Source organism: Haloferax denitrificans ATCC 35960, assembly GCF_000337795.1.
Lineage (GTDB): Archaea > Halobacteriota > Halobacteria > Halobacteriales > Haloferacaceae > Haloferax > Haloferax denitrificans.
In genome coordinates this window covers 208,077-226,808 of record NZ_AOLP01000011.1, presented here as the reverse complement: position 1 = coordinate 226,808, position 18,732 = coordinate 208,077, and the positions used below count along the sequence as shown (strand labels likewise).

Below are 18,732 nucleotides of genomic sequence, written 5' to 3'. Positions count from 1 at the left end.
ATTTCCGTGAACTTCCGCACACTCGGTATCGTCGTCGTCGCCGCGCTCGTCGTGGTCGCGGTCGCGGCCGGCGGGCTCTGGGCGTTCGGCCGGCTCTCGTTTCTCGACTCCTACGGGAGCCAGTACGACTACAGCGTCCGCGTCTCGGCGGACGAACCGGTTTCGAACGTGACGGTCCTCGTCCCGCTTCCCGTCAGCGACGGCTCCTCGGCCGTCGGCGACGCCGTCGAGTCCCGCGACTACCTGCTTCCGGCGGGCTGGGAGTACGACGTGGCCGAGACGGAGTACGGGCCGATGCTCCGCCTCCGCGCCGACGAGATTCCCGCCGACCCGACGTACTACCGGGCGGTCGTCGAGAACGACCGACTCGTCCGCTGGGAGCCGATTCCGGCGAGCGAGTACAGTCGGAACGACTCCGACACGCTCCGCGTCGAACACGACGCGATAGACCTGTCCGCCGACGTGCGGGTGAACCAGTCCATCGACACGCTCGCGCCCGAGGGGACCGAACCGCTGTTCGAACCCCGCGAGAACGCCCGGCTCGTCCCCTGCGACTGGCCGAGCGAGGGCGACGACGCCCGGTGTTACGACTACGAGTCGATGCTGTTCGTGCAGTACGACGGCCCCGCGACGACGAACGTCTCGGTGAGCGTCGAACTCCGCGGCGCGAACTCGTGGTGGGTCGGCGGCTGGAACTACAACGAGTACGTCGACCACGTCGCCGCCTACGACCTCCCGGCGGACCGACAGGGCTGGGTCGCCGCCGACGGCGAACTCCGAACCGGCGTCGGGAACTACCCCCGGAACCCGCCGCAGTAGCCGGGTTCTCAGCCGGGTGAGAACCCGTACAACCCCCGCTCAGCCCCCGTGCGACGAAGCCGGCCCGCCGCGAACGACTACCGCTTCGGGCAAACGTGGCGAGTCACACACAGGTTTTTGCTATCCTGCACGATTATATGTGATAATGTCTGGCGACGGCCCCCCGCGGGCGACGCGAATCACGGCGGAAACGAACGGCGAGAGACGGGGAGATTTCCAGCGATTTCAGGAGTCGCGCGACTACGACGTGGTCGACGTATCCGAACACGCCGACCTCGCCGCCGACCTCCGGGACGTCGTCTCCGGCGAGGTGCGGTTCGACGAGTACGCGCAGGTGCTGTACGCGACCGACGGGTCGATTTACCGGGCGCGCCCGGCGGGCGTGGTCGTCCCCCGCGACGAGGACGACGTGCGCGCCGCGGTGCGGACGGCCGCCGAACACGACGTGCCCGTGCTCCCGCGCGGGGCGGGGTCGTCGCTGGCGGGACAGACCGTCGGCCCCGGCTGTGTCGTCATCGACTGCTCGAAGTACATGGACGAAATCGTCTGCGTCGACCCCGACGCGCGGCGGGCGCGGGTCCAACCCGGCGTGGTGCAGGACGACCTCGACGACCGCCTCACGGAGCACGGCCTCAAGTTCGCGCCGGACCCCGCCTCCTCGAACCGCGCGACGGTCGGCGGCGGCATCGGCAACAACTCCACGGGCGCGCACTCGGTCCGCTACGGCATCACCGACGCCTACACCGAGGAGTTGCGAGTCGTCCTCGCGGACGGGTCGGTCGTCCACACCCGCGACGTGGTCGTCGGGGGCGACGAGTGGAACCACATCGTCGAAAAAGACGACCGCGAGGCCGCCCTCTACCGGACCGTCCTCGGACTCGTCGAGGACCACGAGGAGGAAATCGAGCGGCGGTATCCGAGCCTCAAGCGGTCGGTGTCGGGCTACAACCTCCACAAGGTCGTCTCCGAGAACGACGACGGCGAGACCGTCGTCAACCTCTCGAAGCTGTTCGTCGGCGCGGAGGGCACTCTCGGCGTCGTCGTCGAGGCCACCGTGTCGCTCGTGACGGTCCCCGAGGAGACGGCGCTCGTCCTCTACGCCTACGACGACCTCGTCGAGGCGATGGCCGCGGTCCCCGACGCCCTCGATTTCGACGCCAGCGCGGTCGAACTCATGGACGACGAGGTGTTGCGGATGGCCGCCGAGTCCAGCGAGTACGCCCAGTACGTCGAGGGGATTCCCGACGGGACGGCGGCGACCCTGATGCTGGAGTTCGACTCCGAACTGCACGACGACTTCGAGGCGGTGATTCGCGAGGCGAACGACCACTTCCTGCGAGACGGCGGCGACGGGTCGGAGGCTGGCGACGTGCCGGCGGCGGGCGACGAGTCGGAGGCGGACGACGCCAACGACGGCGGCGACGGCGGCGCGTTCGAAGCCATCGAGGCGTACACGCCCGAGGCGCAGGCCGACCTCTGGAAGCTCCGCAAGGCGGCGATACCGCTTCTCATGTCGTTGCCGGGCGACCCGAAGCCCTACCCGTTCATCGAGGACGCGAGCGTCCCGCCCGAGGAGTTGGCGGAGTACGTCCAGTCGTTCGAGGACGTGCTGGAGGACCACGGCACGTCGGCCGCGTACTTCGCCCACGCCGGCGCGGGGACGCTCCACATCCGCCCCATCCTGAACCTGAAAGACGGCGCGGGCATCGAGACGATGCGCGCCATCACCGACGACGTGACCGACCTCGTGTTGGACCACCGCGGGGCCTTCTCGGGCGAGCACGGCGACGGGATGGCCCGGACCGAGTGGAACCCCAAGATGTACGGCCCCGAACTCTGGGGCGCGTTCAAGGAACTGAAGACGGCGTTCGACCCCGAGTGGCACATGAACCCTGGCAACGTCGTCTACCGCGACAGCCCCGACGACCTCGGCCCGGACGTCGACCGCGGCGTCGGCGCGGACATGCGCGAGAACCTCCGGTACGGCGCGGCCTACCAGTCCATCGAGCCCGCGACGACGCTCGACTTCGACGGGGAGGGCGGCTTCTCGCACCTCGTCGAACTCTGCAACGGCTGTGGCACCTGCCGGCAGACCGGCTCGGAGACGATGTGTCCGACCTACCGCGCCTCGAAGGACGAGGCCGAGACGACCCGCGGGCGGGCCAACATGCTCCGCGCGGCCATCAGCGGCGACCTCCCGGAGGACGAGATTCACTCCGACCGCTTCCAAGAGGAGGTCCTCGGCCTCTGCGTCGGCTGTAAGGGCTGTCAGAACGACTGTCCGACCGGCGTCGACTTGGCGAAGCTCAAAGCCGAGGTGAAACACGCCCACCACGCCGAGGAAGGCGCGTCGCTCCGCGAGCGCCTGTTCGCCAACATCGACCGACTGGCCGGCGTCGGAAGCGCACTCGCGCCCGTCTCGAACTGGGCGGCCGAGCTACCGGGCGCGCGGGCCGCGATGGAGCGGCTCGCGGGCGTCGCCTCCGACCGGTCGCTCCCCTCGTTCACCCGCGACACGCTCGAATCGTGGATGGACGGGCGACGGCCCCGCGTCCCGGCGAGCGAGGCCGACCACCGCGTCCTCCTGTTTCCCGACACCTACACGAACTACGTCACGCCCGAAATCGGGAAGGCGGCGGTTCGCGTGCTGGAGGCCGCCGGCGTCCACGTCCGCCTCGCCGAGGGCGTCGAGCCGAGCGGTCGCGCGGCCTACTCCGGCGGCTTCCTCGACCTCGCGCGGCGGCGCGCTGGCCACAACGTCGAGACGCTCCGCCCGTCGGTCGAAACCGGCTGGTCGGTGGTCTTCGTCGAGCCCTCGGACGCGGTGATGTTCCAAGACGAGTACGCCGACCTCCTGCCGGACGACGCGGTCGCCCCGGTCGCCGCGGCCGCCTACGGCGTCATGGAGTTCCTCGACACCCACCGACTGGACGAGGACCTCCCGATTCGCGGGCACTCGGCCGACGGCGACGACGCGGCCGGACCCGTCGCCTCGGCGGTCGCCGACGGCGGCGCGCTCGGGTCGCTCACCTACCACGGCCACTGCAACCAGAAGGCGCTGAACAAGGACCACCACGCGGTGGGCGTCCTCCGGCGGGTCGGCTACGGGGTCGACCCGCTCGATTCGAGCTGTTGCGGCATGGCCGGGAGCTTCGGCTACGAGGCCGAACACTACGACCTCTCGAAGGCCATGGGGAACATCCTGTTCGAACAGGTCGACGACAGCCCGGGCGACGAGGTGGTCGCCCCCGGCGCGTCGTGCCGGACGCAACTCGAAGACAGGGACGACGCGGCGCGGCGACCGCCGCACCCGATAGAGAAGGTCGCGCAGGCGCTGTCGCGCTGAGTTGGCACGTCGGCGCCGTCGGGACGAGTGAGCGCGTCGGCGCAGTCGGCCGGCCGGACTCCGACGGGTGGGGTCGGGGTTAGAGCCAGTTCACGACGTTCCGCAATCACATCGTTTTTGCCGGTTTGCGTGGCACGTGAAGTCAGACCATGTCCGATGCACCCGATGTCGGCGAACTCACCCCGCCGAATCGAACGCTGATGGGCCCCGGCCCGAGCGACGTTCACCCGCGCGTGCTCCGCGCGATGTCCACGCCGCTCGTCGGCCACCTCGACCCGTCGTTTATCGACATCATGAACGAGGTGCAGGAGCTCATGCGCTACACGTTCCGCACCGACAACAAGTGGACGATTCCGGTCTCGGGGACCGGCTCGGCGTCGATGGAGGCCGCCATCGGCAACCTCGTCGAACCGGGTGACACGATGCTCGTCCCGACGAACGGCTACTTCGGCGGGCGCATGGAGTCGATGGCCGAGCGCGCCGGCGGCGAGGTCGTCCACGTGGACGCGCCGTGGGGCGAGCCGCTCGACCCCGCGGACGTACAGGACGCCTTCGACGAGTACCAGCCGGACGTGTTCGGGTTCGTCCACGCCGAGACCTCGACGGGCGTGAAACAGCCGAGCGTCCCCGAGCTGACGAGCATCGCCCACGACCACGACGCGCTCGTCGTCGCCGACACCGTCACCTCGCTCGGCGGGGTCGAACTCGAAGTCGACGACTGGGGCATCGACGTTGCCTACTCCGGCCCGCAGAAGTGCCTGTCGTGCCCGCCGGGCGCGAGCCCGCTGACGCTCAACGACCGCGCGATGGACAAGGTGCTCTCGCGGGAGGAACCCACCCGCTCGTGGTACCTCGACCTGTCGCTGTTGGAGGGCTACTGGGGCGACGACCGCTCGTACCACCACACCGCGCCCATCACCAACGTCTACGCCATCCGCGAGGCGCTCCGACTGGTCGCCGAAGAGGGCATCGAGGCGCGGTGGGCGCGCCACCGCCGGGTCGCGGGCGCGCTGAAAGCCGGCGTCGAGGCGATGGGCCTCGGTCTCAACCCCGAAGACGGCTACTGGCTCCCCAGCCTCAACGCGGTGCTCGTCCCCGACGGCGTCGACGCGGGCGAGGCAATCGACTACGTGCTCGAACAGTACGACCTCGAAATCGCCGGCGGCCTCGGCGCGCTCGCGGGCGACATCTTCCGTATCGGCTGTATGGGCCACTCGGCGCGGCCGGAGAACGTCTCGTTCCTCCTGACGGCCCTCGGCGAGGCGCTGGAGGCGCAGGGCGCGGACGTGGACCCCGAAGCCGGCTTCGCCGCCATGCGCGAGGCGCTGAACCAGTAACGGCTCCGAATCGGCGGCAATTCGCCGCAACCCGCGTCGAAACTCGGCGAAACCGACGCAAAACGCCCGCCACGGTGTCCGCTTTTCATGACCGTCGCCCCGCGAGTGGCGACCGGAGCGACTCACCATGAACCGACGCAGACTCTCCCTCGTCGGCGTCCTGCTCGCGGTCCTCGTCGCGACCGCGGGCGTCGCCGCCGCCGCACCGTCCGAGAACGCACGCGAATCGTCCCCCGCGTCCGCGGCCGGCCAGCAGGGGCCGCCCGGCGAACTCCCCGACCGGGTTCCCGAGTTCGTCTCGGGCGTCCACGACCTCGTGAGCGACTTCCTGAGCGGGGCCCTCGACGGGTCGCTCGGGGACTCGCTGAGCGAGCGCGCCAACGGCTTTTCGGGTGCGTAACTAAGTGTGACCCGACGGTATCGAGCAACGCGGTAAATGACAGCTGTCCAAGATAAGTTCCCGACTCAGTTATGAGACACCCACTCCTCGCCGCCGCAACAGTTCTCGCCCTCCTGACGACCGGTGTCGTAGCCGCGTTCGTGACCGGGGTCGGACCGTTCGCCGACACCACCCCCGCCGGCGACTCCGACGGAGCGTTCCCCACGCAGACGACCGCGCCGCCCGACGACAGTGGGAGCGACACCGGCGACACCGGCGGCAACGACACCGGTAGCAACGACGGTAGCGGTGGCGACAGCGACGCCGGCGACGCGACCGCGACGGAATCGGTGCCGCCGTTCGGCGTCGTCGTCGACGACATCGAGAAGTGCGGCCAGACCTGCCGCGACGTGACGAGCACGATAACGAACCAGCAGGACACAGACAGTACGGGCATCACCGTCTACAGTCGCATCTTCGTCGGCAACGGCACCGACCCGGACGACGAGGTCTGGCGCGGGTCGCAGGCGGTCGGCGACCTCGCGGCCGGCGAGTCGTACACGACGACGAAGCGCGTCGAACTGTCGTACTCGGAGGCGTTCGCGGTTCGGCAGGCCGACGGCTGGATTACGGTCCAGACGACCATCGAGACCGACGACCGGACGCTGACGTACACGGAACAGCGCCACGTGGCGTAAGTCGCGTCACCCCCGTCGTGAGAGGCGAGCGCCGGAGTCCCCCGTCGTTCCGGTCGCGGACGACGCGTTCCGGGCACCACCGGGCCGCTCGTCGCACCCCCGACTGACGGTGTGGCTCTGGTTCGCGTGTGAAACGACCGACAGCAGTTTTACTGAGTACGCGAAACTATAATTTAGACATGGACAATTTAGACGTTTGCATGTGTGAACAATCGGGGTGGCGGTAAGAGATGCGCACCTCGCTCCGCGAACTGCTCTCGTATCTCGGTCCCGGCTTTATCATCAGCGTCGCCTACATGGACCCCGGCAACTGGGCGACCAACATCTCGGGCGGCGCGAAGTTCGGCCCCGCCCTGCTGTGGGTCATCGTCCTCGCCAGCGTCATGGCGATGGGGATTCAGGTGCTCGCGGCCAAACTCGGCATCGCCACCGGGAAGGGCGTGGCACAGCTCTGCCGCGAGCGGTTCTCCGGCCCCGTCGTCGTGGTCCTGTGGGCCGCCGCGGAGCTGGCGATGGTCGCCACCGACATGGCCGAAATCATCGGGGCCGCAATCGGCTTCAGCCTCGTCTTCTCCCTGCCGCTGTGGGCCGGGGCCGTCCTCGCGGCGGTGAGCTCGTTCGCCCTGCTCGGCGTTCGGACCGCCCACAAACGGGGGTTCCGCTGGGTCGAACTCACCATCATGGCGCTCGTCGGCGTCATCGCGCTCTCGTTCGTCTTCGAGATGGCGCTGGCGAGGCCGACCGCGTCGACCGTCGCGTCCGGCCTCGTCCCGACCGTGCCGAACGCCTCGGCGCTGTACGTCGCCATCGGCATCCTCGGCGCGACCGTGATGCCCCACAGCGTCTACCTCCATCCGTACATCGTCCAGGACCGCCGCGACCGGCTCATCGAGTCCGACGGCGACACCGAGGCCGTCCACCGCCGCCACTTCAATCTGGAGCGTCTCGACACCGTCGTCGCGCTCTTCGGCGCGATGTTCGTGAACGCCGCGATGCTCATCGTCGCCGCCGCCGCGCTTCAGGGGACGGGCATCGAGACGCTCGAAGAGGCGTACGTCACCCTCACCGGCGTCTTCGGGGCGAACGCGAGCCTCGCGTTCGGTATCGCGCTCATCGCCGCCGGGCTCTCGTCGTCGCTCGTGGCGACGATGGCCGGCCAGACCGTCATGGACGGCTTTCTGGACCTCAACATCAACGTCTGGCTCCGCCGGTCGGTCACGCTCGTGCCGAGTCTCCTCATCGTCGCCGCGGGCTTCGACCCCACGTCGGTGCTCGTCGCCTCGCAGGTCGCGCTGAGCTTCGAGCTCCCGTTCGTCCTGATTCCGCTCCTCTGGTTCACCCACGAGGCGTCGCTGATGGGGAACTTCCGCAATCGGGCGACCACGACCGGCGTCCTCGGCGTCGTCATCGCCGTTATCGTGGTCCTGAACGGCTGGCTCCTGTACTCGACGCTCCTCGGGTGACCGGGCGGGGGCGGCCGCCCGTCGAGTCCCCGTCGGGGCCGGCTCGGTGACCGCCCCCGGCGGTTGGACGGCCGCCCGCGGCCGCCCCACCGCTTCCGCAACGACTTTTCGCGCCGGCCGCAAAGCCGGGGTATGAACATCGAGGTTCGCGAACTGGCCGACCTCGGCACCGACGCCCGCCGCGCCTTCTTCGAGCGGGACGCCGGCGTCGGAGAGGTCCGGTCCGACGTGCGCGACATCGTCGAGCGGGTCCGCCGCGAGGGCGACGTGGCGGTCCGGGAGTTCTCAAACGAGTTCGACGGCGTCCAGGTCGGCAACATCGACGTGACCGACGCCGCCGAGCGCGCCTACGACGAAATCGACGACGACGTGCGCGAGGCCATCGAGGACGCCGCGGCGAACGTCCGCGAGTTCCACGAAAAGCAGGTCCCCGCGGACTGGCGCGAGGAGTTCGGCGACGGCGGCACCCGCGAACTCGGGCGTCGCTACCGGCCGCTCGACCGCGTGGGCGTCTACGCCCCCGGCGGCACCGCCGCCTACCCGTCGAGCGTCCTGATGGGCGTCATCCCCGCGAAGGTCGCGGGCGTCGAACACGTCGCGGTCGCCACCCCGCCCGCGGAGCCGATGAACCCCGTCACGCTCGCCGCGATGCACGTCGCGGGCGCGGACGCGGTCTACTCGGTCGGCGGCGCACAGGGCATCGCCGCGCTCGCCTACGGAACCGAGACGGTGAAGGCCGTCCAGAAGGTCGTCGGGCCGGGCAACAAGTGGGTCACGGCGGCGAAGGCCGAGGTCCGCGGCGACGTTGACATCGACTTCCTCGCCGGCCCCTCCGAGGTGCTCGTCGTCGCCGACGAGACCGCCGAGGCGCGGTTCGTCGCCGCCGACCTCGTCGCGCAGGCCGAACACGACCCGAACGCGTCGGTCGTCGCCGTCACCGACGACGCCGACCTCGCCGCGGACGTCGTCGCGGAGGTCGAGCGACAGGCGGGCGAGCGCGAGCGTTCGGAGACCATCGAGGCGGCGCTCGAAGGCGACGCGTCGGGCGTCCTCCTCGCGCGGTCGATGTCCGAGGCGGTGCTGTTCGCCGAGGAGTACGCCGCCGAGCACCTGACGATTCAGGCCGACGACGACGAGGCGCTGTTGGACCGCATCGACTCCGCGGGGAGCGTGTTCCTCGGCCCGTACACGCCCGTCGCGGCCGGCGACTACGCCTCCGGGACGAACCACGTCCTCCCGACCGGCGGGGGCGCGAAGCGACAGGGCGGGCTCTCCGTGGACCACTTCGTCCGCTCGACGACGGTCCAGCGCCTCGACCGCGAGGGGCTGTCTGAGCTGTCGGAGACGATTACGACGCTCGCCGAGGCGGAGGGCCTCGACGCCCACGCCCAGAGCGTCCGCGAGCGGTTCGACGAGTAGTCGAGTCGGGCGAAACGGCCCGTTCGAGCCGTCTCTCCCCGTTTTTCGCCCGGTAGTCGCACCCTACCGGGGCGGCGCGCGAAGTTCCGCCTGCGCCACAGTTATCCGTTCCCACAGTATAGTGGGGCGTATGAGCACGGAATCCGCGAGTGGCGGCGGCGATGTGGCGGTGACGGTCACGCCCGCGGCCGCGGACGAGGCCGTCTCCCTCCTCGAAGGCGAGTCGATGGACACCGACGTGGCCGGACTCCGGCTGTTCGTCCAGCAGGGCGGTTGCGCCGGGCTGTCCTACGGGATGCGCTTCGACAACGAACCGGAAGACGACGACACGGTCGTCGAACAGCACGGCCTCCGCGTGTTCGTCGACCCGGCGAGCATGAACTACATCGGCGGCTCCACCCTCGACTTCGAGGGCGGCCTGCAGGGCGCGGGCTTCCACGTCAACAACCCGAACGCCGAGAGCAGTTGCGGGTGCGGCGAGTCGTTCCGGACGTAGGGACCAATTTCTTAAGCCACCCGCGCGCGAATCGGTGGCATGGCCGAACTTCAGACCCAGACCGTATCGAGCGGTAAGACCGTCTTCGTCGCCACCGACGAGGCCGAACGCGGCTCGAAGGGACCGTTCTACGTCGTCTATTCGACCGAGGACGCCGAGAACCGATGGGGCTACCTCTGCGGGAACTGCGACTCGTTCGACACCGCGATGGACACGATGGCCCGCATCGAGTGCAACAACTGCGGGAACGTCCGCAAACCCGAGGAGTGGGACGCCGCTCACGAGTAGTCGGGGGTCTCGGCGCGACGTTCGTCAATTAGTGGTATGGTATACCGTGACAATCTTTATCAGGAGTGCGGGTGTACGTAGACGTGCATGGCCCAGGCTTCGATGCCTCCGGTTCAGGAGGCTCGGTCGATATTCGGCCGGCTCGGCTACTCCGTCTCGGGGGACGGAACCGATATGCTGGCCGAACGCAAGTGGCGTACGGTCCACGTGACCGCACTGAGTTCGCGCGAAGCGACCGAATGCCGTCCGGTGCTCGCAGACGGCGGAACCGAGACACCGTATCGGTTCCGCTGTTTCGTGACGTGGGACGACCACATCAGCGCGCTTCGAGAGCGGCTTCGCGGTATCGACCTTCCATACGAGTGGGCAATCATCGGCGTGTCGAACGGTGGTGGGAACGACTACGAGGTCGTTCACGGCACGAACACGTAATCGAAACGGGGCGTCTTCGCCCAAACGTTTTCTCAACCCGTCGCTAACGGACGAGCATGTCGCAGGCCGCAGAGACGGAGCTGGCGCGATTCGTCCGGAGCAGACGGCTCAACGCGGCGCTCGCGTGGCTGTTCGTCGGCTTCCTCGTCGCCGTCGCCGTCGGGAGCGTCGTCACCGGCGGCGACCTCGTCTGGGGCGGCTTCGCGGCCGTCGTCGCCGCGGTCACCGTCGTTCCGGCCGTCGCCTTCCGCGAGCCGCGAGCGATGCTCCCGTGGGAAGTCGTCGCGCTCGCGTCGCTCCCGCTCGTCGCTCGCGTCCTCGTTCGGGGCCAGACCATCGGCGGCGTGACCTTTACCGGCCGCGTCTCGACGTATCTCGCGGTGGCCGCCATCGCGCTCATCGTCGCCGTCGAACTCGACGTGTTCACGCCGGTCCGGATGAACCACTCCTTCGCCGTCTTCTTCGTCGTCATCGCCACGATGGCCGCCGCGGGCGTCTGGGCGGTCGTCCAGTGGCTCTCGGACCTCTACCTCGGCACGCGCCTGCTGTTGAACGGCCGCCCCGACGAGGTCATCGAGACCGGGCTGATGTGGGACTTCGTCGCCGCCACCGTCGCCGGCCTCGCGGCCGGGTTGCTGTTCGAGTACTACTTCCGCCGCCGGGCCGGCTCGCGCGAGCGGCTCCCGGAGGAGGTGGCGGAGATAGCCGAGGAGGCGGAGGCGGCAGAGACAGCCGGGCCGTCGGACGCGGCGGAGGCGGACGGGGACGCCCGCGCGTCGGAAGGCGGTGAGTCGTCGTGAGGATTCGCTCGTACTTCCGCATCGACGAGCGACGGCAGTCCCAGCTCTCGCGGGCGATGCAGGTGGTCCTCGTCGGCCTCGTCTTCATCGGTCTCGACCGCGGGAACTTCGGTATCGTCGTCAACGCGCTGGTCGGTCTCGGCGTGACCTACCTCCCGGCGATGCTCGAACGCGACTACCGCATCCCGATGGACGCCGGGCTGACGCTCTGGATTTCCTCGGCGGCGTTCCTCCACGCGCTCGGCACGGTCGGCCTCCCGGGGTCGGAGACGAGCTTCTACTCGGGCGTCTGGTGGTGGGACCATCTCACCCACGCGCTGTCGTCGTCGGTCGTCGCGGCGGCAGGCTACGCGACCGTCCGCGCGGTCGACGAGCACACGGCGGACATCTACCTGCCGCCGCGGTTCATGTTCGTCTTCATCCTGCTTTTCGTCCTCGCGTTCGGCGTCTTCTGGGAGGTCATCGAGTTCGCCATCTCCGGGGCGGCCTCGCTCGCCGGCACCGGGTCGGTGCTGACGCAGTACGGCCTCGACGACACGCTTCTCGACCTCGTGTTCGACGCCGTCGGCGGGGTCATCGTCGCCGTCTGGGGCACCGCACACCTCTCCGACGTGGTCGGCGCGTTGGAGCGCCGGCTCGAAAGAGAAGCTCGCTGACACGACTGGGGCGAACGACACTCCGACCCAATCAGCCGACCGTAGCCGAATCTCGCCGAGTCCCGATATACATTTGTACACGGACTGAGACGTTCATACCGATGTCGAGTTGGGTCGGCGACGGGGACGAAGACGACGAGGACGCCGCCGACGCGTTCGAGGCGGTCGGTCGCCGCAGTCAGATTCTTCAGGCGCTCTCGTCGGAGCCGCTATCGAAAGCCGAACTGGTCCGCGCGCTCTCTGTCTCTCGGTCCACCGTCGACCGCGCCGTCGAGCGGCTCGTCGACCTCGGTCTGGTCGAACGGTCGGACGGCGGGTTCGCCGCCACGACGGCGGGGCGAGTCGCGCTGGAGACGCACGACGAGGCGCTCCGGGCCATGGCGAACGTGCTCGACGCGGGACCGGTGCTCGACCGCCTCCCCGAGTCGGTCAATCCGCCGCCCTCGCTGTTCCGCGACGCGGTCGTCTGTACGGGCGACCTCACGTCGATGGAACGGCGGGTCTCGATAGATTTCGACCTCGGCGAGGTGACGGAGGTCATCGGCTTCAACGGCCCGTTTCTGTTCAGTAGCTGGCCCGAGGTGCGCGAACAGTTCATGCGGCTCGGGGACGGCGCCACGCTCGTGCTCTCTGCGGAGTCGCTCGACTGGCTCTCGAACCGTTATCCCGACGGCCTCGACGCCATAGTCGACGCCGGCGTCCGCGTGTCCGCGGTCGACGACGAACCGGAGTTCGGCGTCGTGGTGATGAACCGCCCGACGACGGCCTCGGTCACGCTCGTCGTCTACGACCACATGGGCGGCCCCGAGGCGCTGGTCGTGAGCTACGACCCCTCGGCCGTGGCGTGGGGGCGGACGCTCGTCGCGGCGCGGGCCGAGACCGCGCGCCCGTACCGTCCCGACGAGTGAGTCCCGCGACGACGCGCCGGGGGTCGCTCCGACCGTCTCGTCCGCTCCAACCACTCCAACCGCCCCGACCGCCTCGTCGCCGAGTCGGGGACGATTATTTGTGATAGTAAGACGAAGGGTCCGACGAGATGGTGTTCAAGAAAATCACCCTCGTCGGTCGGAGTGCAGAGAGTTTCGACGCCGCCGTCGACGACGCGATTAACCGCGCGGAGGAGACGCTCGCTGGCGTCCACTGGGTCGAAGTGAAAGAACTCGGCGTCGAACTCGCGTCCGTCGAGACGCGGGAGTACCAAGCCGAGGTCGAAGTCGCGTTCGAACTCGAAGGGAAAGACGGCGAGTAGAGGCGTAACTCGCCCGCGTCGAGGCGATGGCGGCCGCGCCGGTTCCGCGCCGTCTCGCCCGCCCGCGGGCCGTCCCGACGGCTTCTTATCCGCCCGCGCCGCCACATTCGAGAAGCGAATGCCTCGGCTCCTCCACTACTCCGACATCGAGAACGTCTTCGACGACACCGAGCGCGCCGGCCGTCTCGCGGGCTGTGTCCGCGCTCTCGACGGCGACGACACCCTCGTGGTCGGCACCGGCGACAACACCGCGCCGGGCGTCCTCTCGCTCGTCGAGCGCGGCGGGCAGGCGCTCGACTTCTACGACGCCGTGGACGCCGACCTCGAAACGTTCGGCAACCACGACTTCGACTACGGGTCGAGCCGGACCCGGGAACTCGTCGCCGCGAGCCGGCCGACGTGGGTCACGAGCAACGTCCGCGGCGAGGGCGGCGGTCGGTTCGCCGCCGCCGAGGGGAGCGTCCCGCGGACGACCCGCGAGATAGACGGCCTGACGCTCGGGTTCTTCGGCGTCACCGACCCCGCGACCGGCTCCATCAATCCCGAGGCGACCGACCTCGACTTCGCCGACCCCTACGCGGCCGCGTCGGACGCCGCCGACGCGCTCAGGGCCGACGGCGCGGACCTCGTCGTGGCGCTCTCGCACCTCGGGAGCGGCGACGACGAACTCGTCGCCCGGTGCGACGTGGACCTCGTCCTCGGCGGTCACGTCCACGCCGAGCGCGACGACGCGGTCGACGGCGTGCCGATCGTTCGCCCCGGCGCGAACGGCCACGTCGTCTGGGAGGTCCGCGTCGCCGCCGACCGAATCGAGACGGTCCGCCACCGGACCGCCGAGTACCGCCCTGACGCGGAACTCGTCGCGGCGCTTGAGGGCCGCGTCGACGCCGCCGGGCTCGACGAGGTGCTCTGCCGCATCGACCGCCCGATGGACCGCGCCGAGGAGACCGTCGCGGCCGGCGAGTGCCGCGTCGGCAACGCCATCGCCGACGCCTACCGCTGGGCGACCGGCGCGGACGTGGGACTCCAGAACAGCGGCGGCATCCGCTCCGGCCCGCCCGTCGGCCCCGACGTGACCCACGCCGACCTCGTGAGCCTCGTCCCCTTCGAGGAGCACCTCGTCGTCGCCGAGGTGACCGGCACGGAGCTCCTGGCGGCGTTCGGGGCCGCCCGCGGGGCCGAGATGGGCTTCGGCGAATCCGACTGGTGGCACGCCCACGTCAGCGGCGCGCGCATCGTCTGGGACGACGACCGCGACGAGGTCGTCGAGGCGTTCGTCGGCGGCGAGCCGATCGACCCCGAAGCGCGCTACACCGTCGCCACGAGCGACTACCTGCTCCACAGCACGCAGGAGTTCCCGGCCATCACGCAGGCCCACCGCGTCGGCGAGTTCGAGATTCAACACGACGCGCTGGCGCGCTACGCCCGCGAGGTCGGCTTCGACGCCGCCGTCGAGGGCCGCATCGAGCGCCGGTCGGCCAGCCGCGCCGACGACTGAGGCGGCGAGGGGAAGGGAGAAACGGGGGCAACGACGACGCGGCCGCCGGCGAAGCCGTCCGAGAGGGAAAGGTTCACGCACGCCCGGCGAGTGGCTTCGGAGTATGACACGGGTCGTGGTCCCGGTTCGGTATCCCCTCTCGAAGCACTCCCGGGCGACGCTCGACGAGGCCGTGCGCGTCGCGAGAGAGCGCGACGCCGAGCTGACGGTCCTCCACGTCGACCTCTACCAGTCGAACCGCGGCGTGACGCGGACCGAACTCAAGCGGGCGGTCGAAGCCGAGTTCGGCCCGCTCGTCCGCGCGCGCTACGTCGTCCGCCGGGGCTTCCTCGTCGAGGAGACGATTCTCGAAGAGGTCGCCGCCGAGGAGGCCGACATCGTCGTCATCGGGTCGAAACAGGCCAGCCGCTGGCGGCGGATGCTCCGGCGGTTCCTCGACGACCCCGACATCGACGTGTTCCTCCGAGAAAAGCTCGACTGCACGGTCATCACCGTCCGCGCGGACGACTGAGCCGGCGACGCTCGGCTCTCGGGTTCGGGTTCGGTGTTCCGTTTTCGACGCCGCCCCAGTGCCGACCGTCTCGGGCGCTTCCCGGTCAGTCGCCGCCGGCGGCGTCTGTCGAATCGTTGTCTGTTGGCTCCGCGTCCGCCGAACTCGGGGTATCCGTCGAGTCGGTCGCGTCGGTCGTGTCGGCCGGGGCGGTTGGAGCGGTCGTGTCGGTCGCATCGACCGGGGCTTCAGCGCCCTCTCCGTCAGAGACCGACTGGACGGGCGCTCCCGGGGCCGGCGACGCGGTGGCGTGACGCCGGTTCGCGGCCTCGTCGCTGGTGACGTGGAGGCTCCCGCTGGTCTCGTCGAAGACGAGGTGGGTGTGCGGGTAGGCGAACTCGACGGTCGCCTCGGACTCCTCGACGAGCGTCCAGAGCCGCGTCTGGACCTCCGACTGGATGCGGCCGATTTTGTACGGTTTCAGCGCCCAGTAGCGGAGCCGCAGGAGGACGCCGTTGTCGGCGTAGGAGTTGATGTAGGCGGTCGGCTTCGCCGGGTAGCGGGCGCTCCCGATGCGGATGTCGGGGCCGCCTTCGACCACCGAATCGCAGTCGCGGGCGGCGCGCTCGACGAGGTCGCGGGCGGCGTCGATGTCGGACTCGTAGGTGACGAGCACGTCGAGCGACAGGCGAGTCCGCTCGTCCTCGGCGGAGTAGTTGATGACGTCGCGGTCGCGGATGTTCGAGTTCGACATCACGAGAAAGGTGTTGTCGAGGGTGAATATCTTCGTGTAGCTCAGGGTTATCTCGTCGATGAAGCCCTTCGTGCCGTCGTCGAGCTCTATCATGTCGCCGATTTCGAACGGCTGGTCCGAGAGGACGAACACCCCGTTGATGATGCTCCCGACGATGGGCGCGAGGACGATACCGAGCACCGCCGAAAACACCGTCACCGAGAGGACGATGTCGCCGAGTTCGAGGCCGAGGACGTTCGCCCCGACGCCGACGCCGACGAGGACGATGGCGAGGCGAACGATTCGAAGCACGGTCTGGGCGACGCTCTGACGGCGGAACTGCCGGGCGACCGGACGACCGAGCAGGCGGACGACGTACTTCGAGAGCCCGACCGACAGGGCGGCGATGACGAGGGCGACGATGATTCGCCACCCCGGGAACAGGAGGTACTCCGGCACGAACGTCGGCGGCGTGAGCGCCGTGGACTGGAGCGGGGCGACCGCGAGGTGGCTCACAGCGGTCAGCGCCCCGCCTACTGCGGCCGACGCGTCGGCGACCCCCTCGACTCCGTGCATGGAACCCGCAACGGGGAGCGGCGAAAAAAGGGTTGTTACTGCGGGATTCGCGCGCGGTGAACGGCTAAGTGTCGGGGCGTCGCAGTGTTAGTATGGCCAACGCGACGCCCACCCGTCCCGACTTCCGGATTACACACGACACCGCCCCGAGCCGAGCGCTCCTCTGCGGCTTCTCGTCGTTCGGACTCGCCGGACTCACCGCCGTCGACTTCATCGTCGACCACCTCGGCCTCGAACAGACCGGCCACCTCACCGTCGAGGGGCTCCCGGCGGTGACGCCCTTCGAGGACGGTCGCCCCCGACACCACACGCGGCTGTTCTCCCGCGAGGACCTCGACGTGACCGTGCTCGTCGGCGAACTGTTCGTCCCCTCGGTCCACGGCACGCAGTTCGGAAACGCCATCCTCGACTGGACCGAACGAAATCAGGTCGAGGAGCTCGCCGTCCTCTCGGGGATTCCGATGGCCCACGGCCCCGACGAACACCGCGTGTTCTACATCGCCACCGACGACTACCGCGAGGCGCGACTCGCCGACAGCGACATCACGCCGATGGGACGGGGGTTCTTCGACGGCACCAACGCGGCGCTCGTCGAACGCGGCATCGGCTCGCCCCTCGGCGTCGGCGTCTACGTCACGCCCGTCCACGCGCAGGTCCCCGACGTGGAGGCGGCCATCCGCCTCGTCGACGCCGCCAACGAGGTGTACGACCTCGGCGTCGACTCCTCGCCGCTGGAGTCATTCGCGGCCGAGGTCCAGCAGTACTACGCCGAACTCGCAGAGCGACTCCACGACAGCGAGGCCGACCTCCCGGAAGACCGGATGTACATGTGAGTGCCGACCCGTCCGCCGTCCCGCGACGGTCGACCGACGGCCTGCTGTCTGTTGTGCCACTTGTTTTCGGAATTTCGTGCTACTCGGATTTCAGTAAATGATTTAGGTGATGCCGTACACGTCACGACTATGGCTGACGAACTGCGGCTCACCATGGAGCGAGTCGGTGAGCGCTTCAACCTCGGCGAGTACGAGATAGACGCGTATCTGGCCGTCCTCGAACACGGACAGTTGACGGCGAGCGAAATCGCCGACCGAACCAGCATCCCCCAGCCGCGGGTGTACGACACGGTCCGGAGCCTGTCGGACCGCGGCCTCGTCGAGCTCCGCGAGTCGCGCCCGATGAAAATCGTCGCCGTCGACCCCGACGACGCCTTCGCGAACGTCAAGACCTCGCTTGAGGAGCTCATCGAGGAACTGGAGGCGCGCTACACCGCCCCCGCCCGCGACACCGAGGCCGTCTCGCTCGTCAAGTCGCGGTCGACCATCCTCCGCTACATCGAGGAAATCATCGAGGCCGCCGAGTACGAACTCGTGCTCTCGCTGACGCCCGACCTGCTCCGTCGCTTCCGCGACGACCTCGCGGCGGCCATCGACAGCGGCGTCAGCATCGACCTGCTCGTCACGCCCGCCTCCCGCGCGCCCGACCCCGAGGAGTTCAACTACCTCGACGTGGCGACCATCGCCCGCGCCCGCCGCGGCATCACCTCGCCCGTCCTCGCGGTCGCCGACGGCGAGTACTCCATCTACGCGACGCAGGACGCCCTCCGCGACGACCGCGACCGCTACGGCGTCATCTTCAACCGCTCCGCGCTCGGCTTCCTCGTCAGCGGCTTCTTCGGGACCGTCCTCTGGAGCACCGCCGAGACCATCGTCGCCAACGGCAAGCGCCGGCCGTTCCCCCGCCGCTACGCCTCTATCCGCCGGGCCGTCAAGGACATCCGCGAGATAGACGGCGACTTCTACGCCTCCGTCTCCGGCCGCGACATCGAGACGGGCGACCCCATCGTGGTCGAGGGACGCGTCATCGAGACGGCCTTCGAGGACACGGAGGAGGTCGCGTCGCTCCACATCGATACCGAGGAGGGCGTCGTCGAGGTCGGCGGGCTGGTCGCCGCGCTCGAAGACGTGGAAGGACAGGAGATTCTGCTCGGCCGCGACGAGGTTCCGAACCGCGACGAAATCGTCTGAAGCCGCGTCGTCAGTTTCCGCGCTCGTCT

19 protein-coding genes are annotated in these 18,732 nt (G+C 69.2%); 18 read left to right on the top strand and 1 reads right to left on the bottom strand.

Features of this window, described 5'->3' with window-relative positions:
• Positions 1-6: 6 nt before the first annotated feature.
• From C438_RS11015 to C438_RS10940, 16 genes are all read left to right on the top strand, one after another.
• Complete coding sequence (locus C438_RS11015; protein WP_152421767.1) at positions 7-819, top strand: hypothetical protein; 813 nt, start codon at positions 7-9, stop codon at positions 817-819.
• 145 nt (positions 820-964) lie between these two features.
• Positions 965-4,165 carry an FAD-binding and (Fe-S)-binding domain-containing protein gene (locus C438_RS11010; protein ID WP_004969459.1) on the top strand — a complete coding sequence of 1,067 codons (3,201 nt, stop codon included), beginning with the start codon at positions 965-967 and terminating at the stop codon, positions 4,163-4,165.
• 200 nt (positions 4,166-4,365) lie between these two features.
• Positions 4,366-5,502, top strand: coding sequence for a pyridoxal-phosphate-dependent aminotransferase family protein (locus C438_RS11005; protein WP_004969458.1), 1,137 nt, complete (start codon positions 4,366-4,368; stop codon positions 5,500-5,502).
• 127 nt (positions 5,503-5,629) lie between these two features.
• Positions 5,630-5,902, top strand: a complete 273-nt coding sequence (locus tag C438_RS11000) for a hypothetical protein (RefSeq protein ID WP_004969455.1) — start codon at positions 5,630-5,632, stop codon at positions 5,900-5,902.
• 71 nt (positions 5,903-5,973) lie between these two features.
• The gene (locus C438_RS10995; protein WP_004969454.1) at positions 5,974-6,579 is read left to right on the top strand and encodes a hypothetical protein; all 606 of its coding nucleotides are present in this window, start codon (positions 5,974-5,976) and stop codon (positions 6,577-6,579) included.
• Between the two features lie 230 nt (positions 6,580-6,809).
• Positions 6,810-8,042, top strand: a complete 1,233-nt coding sequence (locus C438_RS10990) for an Nramp family divalent metal transporter (protein WP_004969453.1) — start codon at positions 6,810-6,812, stop codon at positions 8,040-8,042.
• A gap of 138 nt (positions 8,043-8,180) precedes the next feature.
• Positions 8,181-9,461: a histidinol dehydrogenase gene (gene hisD / locus C438_RS10985; RefSeq protein ID WP_193363630.1), complete on the top strand. Its 1,281-nt coding sequence runs from the start codon at positions 8,181-8,183 to the stop codon at positions 9,459-9,461.
• Between the two features lie 130 nt (positions 9,462-9,591).
• Positions 9,592-9,957, top strand: coding sequence for a HesB/IscA family protein (locus tag C438_RS10980; RefSeq protein ID WP_004062279.1), 366 nt, complete (start codon positions 9,592-9,594; stop codon positions 9,955-9,957).
• 39 nt (positions 9,958-9,996) lie between these two features.
• The gene (locus C438_RS10975; RefSeq protein WP_004969450.1) at positions 9,997-10,245 is read left to right on the top strand and encodes a DUF5816 domain-containing protein; all 249 of its coding nucleotides are present in this window, start codon (positions 9,997-9,999) and stop codon (positions 10,243-10,245) included.
• A gap of 87 nt (positions 10,246-10,332) precedes the next feature.
• On the top strand, positions 10,333-10,677 hold the full coding sequence (locus C438_RS10970; protein WP_004974708.1) for a DUF7116 family protein: 345 nt from the start codon (positions 10,333-10,335) through the stop codon (positions 10,675-10,677).
• A gap of 56 nt (positions 10,678-10,733) precedes the next feature.
• A complete protein-coding gene (locus C438_RS10965; RefSeq protein WP_004969449.1) occupies positions 10,734-11,477 on the top strand; it encodes a hypothetical protein in 744 nt (247 codons plus the stop codon).
• Entirely contained in the window at positions 11,474-12,133 is a 660-nt protein-coding gene (locus C438_RS10960; protein WP_004969448.1) for a hypothetical protein, read from the top strand. Before C438_RS10965 ends, C438_RS10960 begins: the two co-directional genes overlap by 4 nt.
• Positions 12,134-12,234: 101 nt before the next feature.
• On the top strand, positions 12,235-13,041 hold the full coding sequence (locus C438_RS10955; protein ID WP_004969447.1) for a helix-turn-helix transcriptional regulator: 807 nt from the start codon (positions 12,235-12,237) through the stop codon (positions 13,039-13,041).
• Between the two features lie 128 nt (positions 13,042-13,169).
• Complete coding sequence (locus tag C438_RS10950) at positions 13,170-13,382, top strand: dodecin (RefSeq protein ID WP_004969446.1); 213 nt, start codon at positions 13,170-13,172, stop codon at positions 13,380-13,382.
• 118 nt (positions 13,383-13,500) lie between these two features.
• Entirely contained in the window at positions 13,501-14,880 is a 1,380-nt protein-coding gene (locus tag C438_RS10945; RefSeq protein WP_004969445.1) for a bifunctional metallophosphatase/5'-nucleotidase, read from the top strand.
• A 103-nt stretch (positions 14,881-14,983) separates the two neighbouring features.
• Complete coding sequence (locus C438_RS10940) at positions 14,984-15,391, top strand: universal stress protein (RefSeq protein ID WP_004969444.1); 408 nt, start codon at positions 14,984-14,986, stop codon at positions 15,389-15,391.
• Between the two features lie 85 nt (positions 15,392-15,476).
• Here C438_RS10940 and C438_RS10935 read toward each other — a convergent pair whose 3' ends face one another.
• Positions 15,477-16,679, bottom strand: a complete 1,203-nt coding sequence (locus C438_RS10935; protein ID WP_004969443.1) for a mechanosensitive ion channel family protein — start codon at positions 16,677-16,679, stop codon at positions 15,477-15,479.
• Positions 16,680-16,771: 92 nt separating this feature from the next.
• Between C438_RS10935 and C438_RS10930 the strand changes: the two genes are divergently transcribed.
• Both C438_RS10930 and trmB read left to right on the top strand, forming a co-directional pair.
• Positions 16,772-17,512 carry a proteasome assembly chaperone family protein gene (locus C438_RS10930; protein ID WP_004969442.1) on the top strand — a complete coding sequence of 247 codons (741 nt, stop codon included), beginning with the start codon at positions 16,772-16,774 and terminating at the stop codon, positions 17,510-17,512.
• A gap of 129 nt (positions 17,513-17,641) precedes the next feature.
• The gene (gene trmB / locus C438_RS10925) at positions 17,642-18,703 is read left to right on the top strand and encodes an HTH-type sugar sensing transcriptional regulator TrmB (RefSeq protein ID WP_004969440.1); all 1,062 of its coding nucleotides are present in this window, start codon (positions 17,642-17,644) and stop codon (positions 18,701-18,703) included.
• The last annotated feature ends 29 nt before the right edge of the window (positions 18,704-18,732 follow it).

Bases quoted from the DNA above. Each gene is read 5' to 3' on its own strand.
- C438_RS11000 (WP_004969455.1), top strand. From the start codon at position 5,630: ATGAACCGACGCAGACTCTCCCTCGTCGGCGTCCTGCTCGCGGTCCTC.
- C438_RS11010 (WP_004969459.1), top strand. From the start codon at position 965: ATGTCTGGCGACGGCCCCCCGCGGGCGACGCGAATCACGGCGGAAACG.
- C438_RS10975 (WP_004969450.1), top strand. From the start codon at position 9,997: ATGGCCGAACTTCAGACCCAGACCGTATCGAGCGGTAAGACCGTCTTC.
- C438_RS10980 (WP_004062279.1), top strand. From the start codon at position 9,592: ATGAGCACGGAATCCGCGAGTGGCGGCGGCGATGTGGCGGTGACGGTC.
- C438_RS10940 (WP_004969444.1), top strand. From the start codon at position 14,984: ATGACACGGGTCGTGGTCCCGGTTCGGTATCCCCTCTCGAAGCACTCC.
- C438_RS10950 (WP_004969446.1), top strand. From the start codon at position 13,170: ATGGTGTTCAAGAAAATCACCCTCGTCGGTCGGAGTGCAGAGAGTTTC.
- C438_RS10945 (WP_004969445.1), top strand. From the start codon at position 13,501: ATGCCTCGGCTCCTCCACTACTCCGACATCGAGAACGTCTTCGACGAC.
- C438_RS10970 (WP_004974708.1), top strand. From the start codon at position 10,333: ATGGCCCAGGCTTCGATGCCTCCGGTTCAGGAGGCTCGGTCGATATTC.
- C438_RS11005 (WP_004969458.1), top strand. From the start codon at position 4,366: ATGGGCCCCGGCCCGAGCGACGTTCACCCGCGCGTGCTCCGCGCGATG.
- C438_RS10955 (WP_004969447.1), top strand. From the start codon at position 12,235: ATGTCGAGTTGGGTCGGCGACGGGGACGAAGACGACGAGGACGCCGCC.
- C438_RS10990 (WP_004969453.1), top strand. From the start codon at position 6,810: ATGCGCACCTCGCTCCGCGAACTGCTCTCGTATCTCGGTCCCGGCTTT.
- trmB (WP_004969440.1), top strand. From the start codon at position 17,642: ATGGCTGACGAACTGCGGCTCACCATGGAGCGAGTCGGTGAGCGCTTC.
- C438_RS10995 (WP_004969454.1), top strand. From the start codon at position 5,974: ATGAGACACCCACTCCTCGCCGCCGCAACAGTTCTCGCCCTCCTGACG.
- C438_RS10965 (WP_004969449.1), top strand. From the start codon at position 10,734: ATGTCGCAGGCCGCAGAGACGGAGCTGGCGCGATTCGTCCGGAGCAGA.
- C438_RS10935 (WP_004969443.1), bottom strand. From the start codon at position 16,679: ATGCACGGAGTCGAGGGGGTCGCCGACGCGTCGGCCGCAGTAGGCGGG.
- C438_RS10930 (WP_004969442.1), top strand. From the start codon at position 16,772: ATGGCCAACGCGACGCCCACCCGTCCCGACTTCCGGATTACACACGAC.